The sequence below is a fragment of the Chloroflexota bacterium genome, assembly GCA_013152435.1.
In the GTDB taxonomy this organism is placed as follows: domain Bacteria; phylum Chloroflexota; class Anaerolineae; order DUEN01; family DUEN01; genus DUEN01.
On sequence record JAADGJ010000144.1, the window covers coordinates 1 to 13,246 of the forward strand.

General features: G+C 63.2%; 11 protein-coding genes and 1 tRNA gene. 5 read left to right on the forward strand and 7 right to left on the reverse strand.

The annotated features are described in order from the left end of the window. Positions 1 to 181: 181 nt before the first annotated feature. Positions 182 to 2,002 (forward strand): hypothetical protein, encoded by a 1,821-nt coding sequence (locus tag GXP39_19625; protein NOZ30245.1) that lies wholly within the window; start codon positions 182 to 184, stop codon positions 2,000 to 2,002. Here the strand turns inward: GXP39_19625 and GXP39_19630 are convergent. The 7 genes from GXP39_19630 to GXP39_19660 all read right to left on the reverse strand — a co-directional run bounded on the left by GXP39_19630 (position 1,981) and on the right by GXP39_19660 (position 9,619). Next, complete coding sequence (locus tag GXP39_19630) at positions 1,981 to 3,240, reverse strand: Zn-dependent hydrolase (GenBank protein NOZ30246.1); 1,260 nt, start codon at positions 3,238 to 3,240, stop codon at positions 1,981 to 1,983. The genes GXP39_19625 and GXP39_19630 overlap by 22 nt on opposite strands. Positions 3,241 to 3,344: 104 nt before the next feature. Further along, positions 3,345 to 3,417, reverse strand: a tRNA-Lys gene (locus tag GXP39_19635). Positions 3,418 to 3,459: 42 nt separating this feature from the next. Next, positions 3,460 to 4,998: an argininosuccinate lyase gene (gene argH / locus GXP39_19640; GenBank protein NOZ30247.1), complete on the reverse strand. Its 1,539-nt coding sequence runs from the start codon at positions 4,996 to 4,998 to the stop codon at positions 3,460 to 3,462. A gap of 31 nt (positions 4,999 to 5,029) precedes the next feature. Further along, on the reverse strand, positions 5,030 to 5,911 hold the full coding sequence (locus GXP39_19645) for a carbohydrate ABC transporter permease (GenBank protein NOZ30248.1): 882 nt from the start codon (positions 5,909 to 5,911) through the stop codon (positions 5,030 to 5,032). 24 nt (positions 5,912 to 5,935) lie between these two features. Continuing rightward, a complete protein-coding gene (locus GXP39_19650) occupies positions 5,936 to 6,856 on the reverse strand; it encodes a sugar ABC transporter permease (protein ID NOZ30249.1) in 921 nt (306 codons plus the stop codon). 311 nt (positions 6,857 to 7,167) lie between these two features. Continuing rightward, positions 7,168 to 8,511 carry an extracellular solute-binding protein gene (locus GXP39_19655; protein NOZ30250.1) on the reverse strand — a complete coding sequence of 448 codons (1,344 nt, stop codon included), beginning with the start codon at positions 8,509 to 8,511 and terminating at the stop codon, positions 7,168 to 7,170. A gap of 85 nt (positions 8,512 to 8,596) precedes the next feature. After that, complete coding sequence (locus tag GXP39_19660; GenBank protein NOZ30251.1) at positions 8,597 to 9,619, reverse strand: amidohydrolase; 1,023 nt, start codon at positions 9,617 to 9,619, stop codon at positions 8,597 to 8,599. Positions 9,620 to 9,698: 79 nt separating this feature from the next. Here GXP39_19660 and GXP39_19665 point away from each other — a divergent pair, with 79 nt between their 5' ends. The 4 genes from GXP39_19665 to GXP39_19680 all read left to right on the forward strand — a co-directional run bounded on the left by GXP39_19665 (position 9,699) and on the right by GXP39_19680 (position 13,055). Then, positions 9,699 to 10,112 carry a YjbQ family protein gene (locus GXP39_19665; protein NOZ30252.1) on the forward strand — a complete coding sequence of 138 codons (414 nt, stop codon included), beginning with the start codon at positions 9,699 to 9,701 and terminating at the stop codon, positions 10,110 to 10,112. 53 nt (positions 10,113 to 10,165) lie between these two features. Further along, positions 10,166 to 11,047 carry an inositol monophosphatase gene (locus tag GXP39_19670; GenBank protein NOZ30253.1) on the forward strand — a complete coding sequence of 294 codons (882 nt, stop codon included), beginning with the start codon at positions 10,166 to 10,168 and terminating at the stop codon, positions 11,045 to 11,047. Positions 11,048 to 11,060: 13 nt separating this feature from the next. Further along, positions 11,061 to 12,263, forward strand: a complete 1,203-nt coding sequence (locus GXP39_19675; GenBank protein ID NOZ30254.1) for a tetratricopeptide repeat protein — start codon at positions 11,061 to 11,063, stop codon at positions 12,261 to 12,263. 501 nt (positions 12,264 to 12,764) lie between these two features. Continuing rightward, positions 12,765 to 13,055, forward strand: coding sequence for a co-chaperone GroES (locus tag GXP39_19680; protein ID NOZ30255.1), 291 nt, complete (start codon positions 12,765 to 12,767; stop codon positions 13,053 to 13,055). Positions 13,056 to 13,246: the final 191 nt, after the last annotated feature.

The window sequence follows — 13,246 nt, forward strand, 5'->3', positions numbered from 1 at the left end:
AGAGACCTCGCTCCCAGGGAGGACCCGTTCATGGCGGCGAGGAGAAAGGTGCGCATATCCCCATGCTACTTTATAATTCGGTACACCTGTGATCATGCCCGCAGAGGCTCGGCAACTCGAGCCTCCACAAATCGTGTACCTTCGGAAAGAGAACCCACCCAAACACGAGCGAGGGGGCAAAATGACACACGCCACGATTCGGGCGCAACAGCAAGATCCCATCCCTGATTGGGCACTGCGCCAGCGTCACCTGATCGATGTGATGAACGAGGCCGCCCCGATCTTTCAAGAACGATACACACGCGCCGACGGCACGTACATCTGGCGAGACGAGTGGCCCGGCATGGATGGCTCCGACGACGGCTACGAGACCTACGGCAACTGGCCGCTCTTCTACACCCTGGGCGGCAGCGTCGATATCCATGAGCGCAGCCGCTTCCTATGGAATGCCGTCACCCGCCAGTTCACCGAATACGGCCAGATCTACAACGAGTACGACGCCTACTACGATTGGATGCATCACGGGGAGTCCTCGACCTACATCTACCACTTCGGCCTGGCCGATCCCAACCGCCCGATCGATCGGGGCAGGGCCATACGATTCGCCAACCTGTACGCAGGCAAGAATTCCCCGAATTACGACTTCGAAAAACGCATGATCCGCTCCCCGATCAACGGGAGCAAGGGCCCCCGATTCGAGAACTCCTGGGAGGACTGGTCCACCCATCGCTGGGTATTGGCCCAATACCCGGTCCCCTTCGATGACCTGGATGTGCCCACCGAGATGAAACCCTGGCATGGGGAGCTCGTCCCCATCGCCGACTGGACGGACGACGCCGTTTACGCCAAGATCCTGGAGGCGCTCAACGCCCGCCAGATGCGTTGTGACGTCCCCCTAAACCTGACGTCCACCAGCCTCGTGACCAACGCCTTTCTGTACACCGGAGACGAGCGCTACAGGAGATGGGTGCTGGACTACCTGGAGGCGTGGGCGGACCGCATCCGGCAGAACGGAGGAATCTGCCCGGACAACATCGGCCCCAATGGCATCATCGGCGAAACGATGGATGGGAAATGGTGGGGTGGATACTACGGATGGCGCTGGCCCCACGGCATGTTCACCATCATCGAGCCGCTGACCATCGCCGCCATGAACGCCGTGCTGCTGACCGGCGATCTCAGCTACCTGGACATCCCCCGCAGCCAGATCGACAAGCTGATCGAGCTGGGACGGTACGAAGATGGCCAGTTCCTGATTCCCCACCGGCACACGGACGAGGGCTGGACATCCTTCCGCCCCCCGCAGCCCGAGCATATCTCTCATATCTGGTACATGTCCCAAAGCGAGACGGATCGGGCGCGCATCGAGCGATTTCCGCAGGTGAAAACCACCTGGCTGAAGGTGACACCGGGCCGCGGCAAGGGGGACGACAGGCACTTCGGCCCCTGGTATTCCTACCTCCACGGGCGCCTGCCCGAGTATCCACGGCTGATCCTGGAGTCGCAATACGCCGAGGTGCTGCGCCGTATGGACCTCATGCGACAAGACGACGGCGATCCTCAAGAATGGGACGTGCACCACTGGCAGGAGATCAACCCCATCCATACCGAGGCATTGATACAGCTGACCCTCGGAGGGCCGCAAATCATCTATCACGGCGGCCTGCTGCACGTCCGGCTGCGCTATTTCGACGTGCTGGAGCGACGCCCGGGCCTGCCACAGGACATCGCCGCCCTGGTCTCCGCGCTGGATGCGGAGAGCACTACGGTGCAACTCGTCAACACCAGTCCGCTCCACGAGAGGCGCGTCCTGTTACAGGCTGGGGCCTTCGGCGAGCACCACTTCACCGAGGTGTGCCGCCTGGGCTCGAACGAGGAGCCGCCGATCGAGGTCGATGGGAGGCATTTCGAGGTCGCCCTGCCACCGGGGACCACCATCACCTTGAAACTGGGCATGCGCCGCTACTGCCACCAGCCCAGCTACGAGCAGCCCTTTCCATAATCCTGGGCACAACCCAGCGAGATCGTCGCTTCGTACAGCACCCGGGCGCCCAGAAAGGCGTCCTCAGGGGTCACATACTCGGCGGGTGAGTGGCTGATCCCCCCACGGCAGCGGACGAAGATCATGCCTACCTCCGCCAGCTTCGTCATGACCTGGGCATCGTGCCCGGCTCCGCTCGGCAGCCGGTAAACCGGCAGGCCAACTCGCTCACAGGCACCGGAGATCGCGTCGATCACAGCCGGGCTCAGTGAGGCCGGGCTGGCCCGCAGGAGATCATCCACCTCCGCCGTGAGGCCGCGCTTTCGGCAGACGTCCTCCACAGCCTCACGAATACGAGCCTCGGCTCGATCCCGAGCCGCCTCATCGACGTCGCGTATGTCAAAGGTGAGGGATGCCTCTCCGGGGATCACGTTAAACACGCCCGGCCGGACCTCCAACCGCCCCACCGTGACGACGCAGCTGGGCGACGTGGCCATTGCCGTGGCCTCCGCAACCAGCGCCAGCTCCGCCGCCCCTAACAGCGCATCCCGACGCAGCGGCCCCATGGGCGTCGCGCCGGCGTGATCCGCACGGCCATGTAGGCGGACGGAGAGCAACAACAGGCCGGCGATGCCGGTGACGACGCCCACAGCCAGCCTCTCGCTCTCCAGGATGGCCCCCTGCTCGATGTGAAGCTCCAGGTAGTATCCGATCTCCGAGGGGGCACGAGCCGCCTCGCACACCCGATCCGGGTCCAGCCCCCAATCCCGGATGGCATCCGCGACCGCGACCTGGGTCTCATCGCGCCGTCGCAAGTCCTCTTTGGACAGGTCGCCGACCATCGCCCTGCTGCCGAAGAAGCCCCCCTTCCAGCGGGTGCCCTCCTCATCCATGAAGGCGACCACCTCCAACGGCACGTCCAGATGTACACCATCCTCGTGCAACGCCTGCGCCACTTCAATAGCCGACACCACGCCCAACGCCCCGTCATAACGCCCACCGTTCACCACGGTGTCGATGTGAGAGCCCAACATCACACATGGCGCACCCGGATGCCTCCCCTCTCGCCGGCCGATCAGGTTGCCGACCGCGTCGGTCCTGGCGCTCAGCCCGGCCTCCTCCATCCAGGCTCGCACGAGCCGCTGGGCCTGGCGGTACTCCGGCGTATAGGCCAGCCGGGTCACCCCGCCCTCTGGGGTAGCCCCGATCCGTCCTAAGGCGTTCAAGCGATCCACCAGCCGATCCCGCTGAACGGGCATGTATGTCCCTCCGATTTTGTGAGATTGCGAATGACCGGATCGCTCCCTGGTACGAACACAAAAAAGGCCGGAGGCATTTTCCAGCCTCCAGCCTGTACGTCACATGAGCCGCGAGGGACTCGAACCCCCAACCCGCTGATTAAGAGTCAGCTGCTCTACCAGTTGAGCTAGCGGCCCACGGCAAGCCGCATTATAGGCACCCGGGTGGGTTTTGTCAAATCATCCGCCCGTCTCGCTCATGCCACTCCCACCATATCCCGATCCCACCCCCACACTCCCTGCTCGCACGCACAATTGCTCCACCGCCTGGCCCAACGCCCGATCCGCCGCCGCCAGCGCTGCACGACGCTCGGCCAGCCAATGCCGATCCTCTTGCAACCCCGCCTCCAATCCGGACAGCGCCCTCTCCATCGCATCGGGAGCTGGACCTCCCTCGACCGAGCGCACGCGCACGAAGTGCTCTGGATCCAGTGCCTCTCGCAACATCCCCGCGTCCATCTCCAGCGGACGGCCCAACACCTCTCGCGCGGCCTCGTCCAACAGCCCGGGCGTCACCTCGGCGGGCCTCACGCCCCGCGCCAATGCCTGCCGCACCATCCGCCCCACAACCGCATGCGCCGTCCGGAAGGGCAGCCCATACTCCCGCACCAGTACGTCGGCCAGCTCCGTGGCCGTGGTGAACCCATCGGCCGCCCGCCTTCGAAGACGATCCCGATCCACCTCCACCGTTTCCATCACCGCCGTATACAGCTCCAGGACGCCCTCCATGGTCTCAAACAGGTACACCACCGGGGCCAGCATCTCGTCCTCGATATCCTGAGTATCGCCATAGGGCACGTTGTGGGCCTGCACGACGATGGCCTGGACGTAGCCGTAAACGGCCCCCAGGCGGGCCCGCAGATGCTCCAGGACCACCGGATTCCGCTTCTGAGGCATGATGCTGCTGATCTGGATGAAGGAGTCGTGGATACGGATCGCGCCGGCCTCCTGTGTGGCCCAGAAGAGCAGATCCCGGGTCAACCGGGAGAGATGGCTCGCCAGGATCAGGCAGACAGTCGACGCCTCGGCCATGTGATCGGCAGCGCCGATGGCATCCTGGCCATTGGGCAGAAGCCCGTCAAACCCCAGAAGCTCCGCCACCCGTCGCCGGTCGATGGGAAACCCCGTTGTGGTGAAGGCCACACAGCCCAATGGGCTCCGATTGGTCGTGCCGTACGCGTGGCGGACCCGTTCGAAGTCCCGGGCCAGCACGGTGGCCACACCCGCCAAATAATGGGCCATGGTCGTGGGCTGAGCGGGTTGATAGTGGGTGTGGCCGGGCATGATCGTCTCCAAATGCCTCCCGGCCAGCGCCAGAAGCACACGGCGGAGGTCGCTCAGACGGTCGCCTAGGCGCAACAAGCGCTCGCGTAGCACCATGCGCTGGAGGGCGGCGCCTAGATCATTGCGACTGCGGGCCAGCTGCAGGTTCCCGCCCACCTCCGGACCAGCCCGCTCCATGAGCCGGCCTTCTACGGCAAAGAAGAGATCCTCAACCCCGGGCTGATAACGATATGCCTCCGCACCCTCCGCCTCCACCTGTTGGATCGCACGCAACAGCGCACATCCGGCCTCATGCGCGAGGATCCCCCGCTCGACGAGCATGACCACATGGGCCTTGTTGGCCGCCATCATCGGCGCGAAGAGGTGCCGCCGCGCCAGATCAAACGATGGCCGCAGCACATTCGCCGCGTAAGCGGGATGGGGAAAATCGGACATCGTCGGCGCCTCTCTCATCGCCATTCAGGCATCAGGACTTAAGCCCCGTCAGGGCAATCCCCTGGATGATCTGTCGCTGGAAGATGATGACCACCGTCATCAGGGGGATCACGGAGAGGGTGGCGCCCGTCATGATGAGGTGCCAGTCGCTGCCGGCCTCGCCGGAGAAGAAGGAGAGCCCCACGGGCAGCGTCATCGTCAGCCGCTTGGACGTGACGATCAGCGGCCAAATGAAGGCGTTCCAGTTGCCCAGGAAGTTGAAGATGCACAGGGCAGCGATGGCGGGCTTCACCAGGGGAACGGCGATCCGATAAAAGATACCAAACTCCCACAGACCATCGATGCGGGCCGCGTCGATGAGCTCGTTCGGGACCCCGGTCATGAACTGGCGCATGAGGAAGACGCCGGACGCCGTGATCACGCCGGGGAAAGCGATCCCCCAATACGTGTCCACCCAGTTGAAGTTCACCGACATGATGTACCACGGGATGATCAGCATCTCCGTGGGCACCATCAGCGTGCTGAGGATCAGGAGGAACATCACGTTCTTGAGGGGGAAATCAAACTTGGCGAAAGTATACCCGGCCAGGGTGTCGAAGAAGGCGACGCTGGTCGTGCTGATGATCGCCACGATCAGGCTGTTCAGGTACCAATGAGGGAACTCCGTCCTGAAGATGACCTCCTGATAGTTGGCCAGAGTGGGAGAGGACGGGAAGAAGGAGGGCTGATAGATCTCCCCGGCGGGCTTCAAAGAGGTGCCCACCATCCAAAGGAACGGCACGATCATGGACAGCCCTCCCAGGGACAGGAAGAAATAGCTGATTCCCTGGACGAGGAGTTCTCCCCATCCCCGTCCGGTCTCGCTCCGGGCGACGAAGATCTTACGAGTCAGCTCCCCATCCGCAACGGTCATGTCATGTCCCTCCTCAACGCACGCCTAGTATTCAAACCGACGTGTCAGGAAACGCAGTTGGATGATCGTAATGATCAGGATAATGGCGAAGAGGACCACCGTCAGCGCGGCCGCAAACCCCATGTTCAGGCTTCCAAACCCCTCGCGATACACGCGCAGCACCACCGTCGTCGTGCTGTTCAGAGGTCCCCCATCCCCCTGACGCGTCATGTTCAGCACCTCCGTGAACATGCGCAGGAAACTGATCGTCTGCAGCACGGTCAGGTAGACGATGGTGGGATTGAGCAGCGGGATAGTGATATGACGAAACAGCGCCCATCTCCCGGCGCCATCGATGCGCGCCGCCTCATAGTAGACCTCGGGGATCTGCTTGAGGCCCGCCAGGAAGATGATGATCGCGAACCCCATCCCGTGCCACACGGCGACGGCGGTGATGGAGGGCAACGCCTGCTGCGGGCTCCGGAGGAACGGCTGCTGGGGCAGCCCCAGGAAATCGAGCCACACGTTCAGGGGGCCGAATTGAGGCTGATACATCCAGCGCCATACCCAGGCGATGGCCACCGTAGACGTGACGAAGGGGATGAAATACACCGCCCGGAACAGCCCGATCAGGCGACGGATGTGATTCAACATCAGGGCGATGGCCAGGGACAGCACAAGCTGGCTAGGAACCCCCAGGACCACATACAGGAACGTATTTTGAAACGCCTTGCGGGTGACCGACTTAGGATTCTCAAGCTCGGTGACGATCTTGACAAAGTTCTTCAACCCGACGAAAGGCTGCTCGGGCGAGAGCGGATTCCAATCACGCAAGCTCATATTGAAGGCGAACAGGGTAGGGGCCAAACGGATGAAGAGGAAGAAGGCCATGGGGATCAACAGGAAGATGTACGCCCAGATCTGCCGTTTGCGCTGCAACCCGACCCTGATGGGAAGTTTGAGCATCTCCCGCCCTCCGACAAAGTGGGGGCGCAAGATGACGCACCCCCTTCCAGATCTTGACCTACCTGGCCGGGTCTGGGCCGGTGGCCTCCGACCCCAGCCAGGCAGGTAAGGGGCTAAAAGTAGATTTCCTCGGAGGGACTGTCGCCCCTCCGGGCCACCCAGAGATGCAAGGCCATGCTTCCGTATCGCTTAACGTGATGCCAACGGGGCGACCGGCTGGTCGCCCCTGCTCTCTGATCCTTCCCGGGGAGGATTACACAGAATCCTCCCCTCGATTTGTCGCCTCGCTACCTCCGGAAGAGAGCGGCGCGTCAATGCGTCGCCCAGAACTCGTCATAGAGCTCCTGCACGATCGCCGCGGCCTCGTTCAGCGCCTCGCACGGATCCTGCCCGGTCAGACGCACCGCGTCAAAGGCATCGATCAGCGCCTGGCGCTGCTTCGACTCGTCCACAAAGAAGGTGGCGTGAGCGTAGGGCAACTGCTGAGCGAAGGCGCCCAGCTTCGGATCGCTCAACAGATCCTCGTCCTGAGCCGCCTCCAGCTGAGCCGGGAGCTCGCCCACCGTCTTCACCCACAGCCGGCCCGCCTCGGGCGAGGTGATGAACTTGAGGAACTTGATGGCGGCCTCCATGCGCTTGGGATCGGCGGCGGCCTTCTTGGTGATGCCATGGGTCCAGTAGGAGCCGAAGGTGGCGCGGGTGCCATCCGGCCCCACCGGCAGCGGCGCCACGCCGAAGTTGAGGTCCGGCGCATTCTTGGCGATGGTGCCCAGGCGGAAGGAGCCGTCGATGTGCAACGCCTCCTTGCCCTGGAGGAACGCCTGCGTCGCGCCATCGTAGAGGTCGTTGCTGCCCGTCTTGTACTCCGTCTCAAAGGCCAGGAGCCACTTGAACGCCTGGCAGCCCTCCGGGCTATTCCACATCACCTTGCGATTGGTCTCGTCGAAGGGCTGGCCGCCGAACTGCCGCACCAGCACCTCCCGGAACCAGTGGTGGGCCTGACCGGGCATCTCCGGCGCGTACCCCTCGATGATGATGTTCCCCGAGTCATCGTACTGGGTCAGCTTGCGGGCGTAATCCACGAACTCATCCAGCGTCTGAGGCGGCTTCTCCGGATCCAGCCCGGCCTCGGCGAACAGGTCCTTGTTCCAGAACAGCGCCAGCGTACGTACGGCCGTGGGGATGGCCCAGTACTTGCCCTGGAACTTGGCCGCCTTGACCAGCGGGGTGAACGAGGACTCGATCCAATCCGGCGAGAACTCGTCCTCAGGCAGGGGGACCAGATAGCCGGCATCCACCCACGCGGGCAGCCAGCCGTAGAACAAGGTCACCACATCCGGGCCCACGCCAGCGGGGACCGAGGCCGCGATCTTGTCCCGGAACTCGGCGTACGGGATGTCGGCGTTCTGAACCACCTTGATGCCGGGGTTCTGCTCCTCGAACTGGCGGATCAACTCGCTCATGGCATCCACGCGAGGCTCGAAGAAGTACTGCCAGTATTCGATGGTGACAACCTCTTCCTCAGCGGGCTGCTCAGCCGGAGCCGCCTCGGAGGGCTGCTCGGCCGGAGCGGGGGCAGGCGGCGCACAAGCCTGCACCAGCAGGCCCAGCACCATCACGATCACGAGAAGGTGGACGTAGCGTGTGCGGAACATGGGTCACCTCCTGTTCCATGCTATATGGGTGGGATGTACGACTTCAGGGCGTCCATGGGGAGAGCGGACACCCCTTATGCGCCCATCAAGACAAGCCAAGAAGGCGAGCGGCGTTCTCGCTGAAGATGAGACGAAGCACATCCTCGCTCACCCCCAGCTCCCGACAGTCGCGTATCTGATCCTGTAGATAGCGAATGGCAAATCCCCGAGGGAACCAGCTGGAATCCGTGCCGAAGATGATGCGCCGGGGGCCAATGGTCTCCAAATACTTGCGGAACAGCGCCTTTACCGTCAGGTCCCCCGGCATCCAGCGCACCCATTGATTGGAGCCTGAGGTATCCACATAGACGTTCGCGCACCCCCAGCAAAGATGCAGGGTCTCCCGCAGGTAGCCGCATCCGAAGTGGGGGACGACGAAGTTCACATCCGGGAAGGCCTTGGCCACGTCGTGGAGCATCAGCGGATTGATGTTGGGATGCCATGTGATGCCGCCGCCGCTGCCCATGGGACCGAAATGGATCAGGACCGGCACGTTTAACTCGGCGCAGGCCTCCCACAACGGCCAGGCCGCCCGATCGGTGATCGGGCGATCCAACGCCGGGGCCAGCGTCTTGTACCCCCGAAATCCATATTCCCGCACGCAGCGGCGCAGCTCATCCGCAGCGCCCGGCTCAAATGGGTCGTGGTGTGCAAAGCCGATGAACCGGTCGGGATACATGGCCACGATCTCGCCCAGCGTATCGTTCCCGCCACCGGTCACCCACACGATCCTATCGATGCCATATCTATCCAGCTCGGCGACCCAACGACGGGCCTGCACCTCAATGGGAGGGCGATCCTGCTCCGGCTCGGGGAAGTCCCACGTCAGCCGCCACTCCCGATGGTATGCGCGGGCCTGCTCGCGCAAAAGCGCCGCACGGCGCTCCCCAATCTCCTGTACCAGCTTTTGCCAACGCCTCTCCCAGGCCGGTTCGGGCACGGGAAAGTGAGCATGAAAGTCGATGATGGGTATGCCCTGATAGCTCACAGATATGACCTCCCGACCGCTATTGTACTTGACGGTTCTGTGGCTGTCAATATGCACTTTTTTGCGGTAAGGAAACGCCATTGAGGAAAGATTCCTGTTTTAGTCGTCCAGCCAGGATATGGTAGAATCCGCCTATCCTGCAGAAGAGGGTTCGGACGTTATGAAGTCACACACCAAGTACCTTTGGTTCGAAGCCCCACGCCGCCGGCAGCTCTTCCACATCACCCAGGAGGTGCAGCAGGCGGTCGACGAGAGCGGCATACGAGAGGGGTTCGTGCTGGTCTCCGCCATGCACATCACCGCCGGCGTGTTCGTCAACGACAACGAGCCCGGCCTGCACGAGGACATCTGGGAATGGCTGGAGGGGCTGGCCCCCCAGCGGCCCGACTATCGCCATCACCTCACCGGCGAGGATAATGGCGACGCGCACCTCAAATCGCTGTTGATCCACCATCAGGTCATCGTGCCCGTCACGGACGGTCGGCTCGATCTGGGCCCCTGGCAGCGAGTCTTCTATGCCGAGTTCGATGGCCTGCGGCGTAAGCGCGTGATCATCAAGGTGCTGGGCTTTTAGCCCTCGCGCCCGCTACTCCATCGAAGCGCCCGGGAGAAGGAGCGCAAACAGAGATGAGGGAACGCCCCGCGCCTACAGGATACCCGGCCGACGCGCTGGCCTTCGCGATCGATATCGCCCGGCGCGCCGGCGAGATCGTGCGGCAGGTCCACCTGGCCGGACCACAGCGGATCAGCAGCAAACACACGGCCGTAGACTTGGTGACCGAGGCCGACCTGGCCTCCGAACAGCTCATCACCGAGGCCATTCGAGCCGCCTATCCCGATCACGCCATCTACGCGGAGGAGGCCAACGAGGCTCAGGATTTCCTCACCGCCACCCGGGCCTACGATGGGGTCTGGATGATCGATCCCCTGGATGGCACCACCAATTTCGCCCACGGGATCCCCTTCGTCGGCATCTCCATCGCGCTGCAGTGGAAGGGAGAGCTGGCCATCGGCGTGGTGTACGAGCCGATCCGGGGGACATGCTATTGGGCGGAAGCGGGCCGGGGCGCGTGGTGCGACGGCCGGCGCATGCATGTGTCCCGGGCCCGGGAGCTCAACCGCTGCGTCCTGGCCACGGGGTTCTCCTACGACCGGGCGACGAACCCGGACAACAACACTCGGGAGGTCACCTGTCTCGTGCCCCGGGTGCAGGGTATTCGCCGCATAGGCGTGGCCGCGCTGGACCTGGCGTTGGTGGCCGACGGACGCCTGGACGGCTACTGGGAGGCCCGGCTGAACCCCTGGGACTGGTCGGCCGGAGCTCTCATGGTGCGAGAGGCCGGCGGCCGTGTGACCGACTATGATGGACATGACTGGCGGCCAGGCATGCGCACCTGCATCGCCAGCAACGGGCTTGTACACGAGGCGTTGCGATCCTGTATCCAAACCGCCCGCCGGTGGCCGTTGCCGCCGATGCCCGCAGATGCTATAATCGAGCCAGAGGAGTGACAGAGCACAGCGAATGGAGTTAAAGCCACCTCGTTACCGACGTCGATCATCCGGCCGCGGCCGCATATTCCTTCTCCTGCTCGTCCTCATCATCATCGGGCTGCGCCTCAGCGGCACCGACGCGATGGTGTTTCGGACCGTGTACACGCGTTACCTGGGCTCCTACGTCATGGACCTGGCGCAGTCGCTGGGCATTGACGCGAACACGCTACCCGAACCGCTTCAACCGACCCCCACGCCGACCCGCAGCGCCCCCTCCTGGCTGGCCGAGGCGGAGACAGCCTACTGGGACGGCGATCTGGCGAAAGCCTCCCAGGCATACGCCAAAGTCTTCGAGCTGGAGCCGGATAACTATCAGGCGCTGGTCTGGCAGGCGCGCCTGGAGGCGCTGCGCGGCCACACCGCTCGCGCCGAGGAGTTGGCCCGCAAAGCGGTCGAGCTGGCGCCGGAGGATCCACTGGCGCTGGCCGTGCTGGGGATGACCCTGGACTGGAACGGGAAGCCCGACGAGGGCATCTCCTACGCGCTGAAGGCCGTGAACCTCGCCCCAGACTCGGCGGAGGTGCGCGCCTACCTGGCCGAGATCTACGCGGACAAGGGGAACTGGACCCGGGCGTTGGAGGAGGCGAAGTCGGCGGTGGCCCTGGATGATCGAAGCGTGGTGGCGCAGCGCAACCTGGGATATGTGCTCGAAATGCAGGGGCGTTACAAGGAGGCCATCGAGGCGTATCAACGGGCCAGCGAGCTGCATCCCCGCCTGAGCTACATCTACATCGGGGCCGGACGCAACTACCTCGCCCTGGAACAATACGATAAGGCGATCGAGCAGTTTCAGAAAGCCATCGAGGCCTCGCCCGGCAACGCCGACGGCTACGACGCGCTGGGGTGGACCTATTTCCTGCAGGGCGACCCCGAGCGAGCCATCGTGGAGCTGGAAAAGGCGGTCGAGGTGGACCCGGAGTTCGCCCCGGCCCACGCGCACCTGGGCGTGGTCTACTACGTGCGCCGCTACTACGAGAAGGCGATCGATTACTTCCTCAAAGCCATCGAGTTGGGCATCGAGAACGAGGAGTACTTCTACGAGCTGGGCCTGTCCTACGTCTACCTGGGACAGTGCGAAAAGGGTATCCCCTGGCTGGAGCGGGCGCTGGAGTTGAACCCCAACTCCGGGCCCGCCTGGGAGGGGATACGCCTGTGCGAGGGAGAAGGCTCGTAACCCCGCTCCCGCCCGCCAATCCCCCCACGGAACTTAGAGCGTGTCTGAAAATTTACCGGCAAAATGTCTGAGAGTCTCCCTCAACTCCAGCTCCACAGGGGGAGATGTGGAGGGGACCTCCCCTCCACGGAAATCCCACTTTTCTGGCCTGTATCTGCCTTTCTCGGCCCTTCCCGAAGGGCCCAGGCCGAGGCCAAGTAGGTCGAAGGCGGGAGAATGGCTTTTTCCGGAGGGGCTCCGCCCCCCCGGGTCTCCCCACAGCAGAAGCAACAGCACTTCTCAGACACACTCTGAAACCGCGAGGAAACACGGCCCCACTCTTTCCCTCCCTCTTGTCCTCTCCACACCGCCCTGCCGATTTGCGCGTTCAGTCGAGTTGGGGTAGAATCCCGCCCGTTAGCACTCCGGCGCCTTGAGTGCTAACAAGGCAATGGCTGGCAATATTGCCGAGACATCTGATTCATCACCTAACCATCCCAAAGAGCGAGGAGGGAGACGAAGATGAAGCTGCGACCACTCGGTGATCGCCTCGTCGTGGAGCCGATCGAGCAGGAGGAACGGACAGCCAGCGGTATCATCTTGCCGGAGACGGCTAAGGAGAAGCCGCAGCAGGGCAAGGTGTTGGCGGTCGGCCCCGGACGCCGTGACAACGACGGGAATCGCATCCCCATGGACGTGAAGGAGGGCGACCAGGTCCTCTACGCCAAGTACGCGGGCACTGAGGTCAAGATCGGCGATCAGAAGGTGCTGATTCTCAGAGAGTCCGACGTCCTAGCCATTGTCGAGGGATAACCATCCTCTTACATTCCCTTTTTCCTTTCACCCTTTAGAACGAAGGAGCGTCGAGATGGCAAAGCAACTGGTTTTCGCTGAGGAAGCTCGGAAGAATCTTAAGATCGGTGTGGACACGCTGGCGAATGCGGTGAAGACGACGTTGGGCCCCAAGGGCCGCAACGTGGCGTTGGACAAGAAGTGGGGTGCGC

Coding starts and splice junctions, on each gene's coding strand:
- GXP39_19625 (NOZ30245.1), top strand. CDS start 182: ATGACACACGCCACGATTCGGGCGCAACAGCAAGATCCCATCCCTGAT.
- GXP39_19630 (NOZ30246.1), bottom strand. CDS start 3,240: ATGCCCGTTCAGCGGGATCGGCTGGTGGATCGCTTGAACGCCTTAGGA.
- argH (NOZ30247.1), bottom strand. CDS start 4,998: ATGTCCGATTTTCCCCATCCCGCTTACGCGGCGAATGTGCTGCGGCCA.
- GXP39_19645 (NOZ30248.1), bottom strand. CDS start 5,911: ATGACCGTTGCGGATGGGGAGCTGACTCGTAAGATCTTCGTCGCCCGG.
- GXP39_19650 (NOZ30249.1), bottom strand. CDS start 6,856: ATGCTCAAACTTCCCATCAGGGTCGGGTTGCAGCGCAAACGGCAGATC.
- GXP39_19655 (NOZ30250.1), bottom strand. CDS start 8,511: ATGTTCCGCACACGCTACGTCCACCTTCTCGTGATCGTGATGGTGCTG.
- GXP39_19660 (NOZ30251.1), bottom strand. CDS start 9,619: ATGGCGTTTCCTTACCGCAAAAAAGTGCATATTGACAGCCACAGAACC.
- GXP39_19665 (NOZ30252.1), top strand. CDS start 9,699: ATGAAGTCACACACCAAGTACCTTTGGTTCGAAGCCCCACGCCGCCGG.
- GXP39_19670 (NOZ30253.1), top strand. CDS start 10,166: ATGAGGGAACGCCCCGCGCCTACAGGATACCCGGCCGACGCGCTGGCC.
- GXP39_19675 (NOZ30254.1), top strand. CDS start 11,061: ATGGAGTTAAAGCCACCTCGTTACCGACGTCGATCATCCGGCCGCGGC.
- GXP39_19680 (NOZ30255.1), top strand. CDS start 12,765: ATGAAGCTGCGACCACTCGGTGATCGCCTCGTCGTGGAGCCGATCGAG.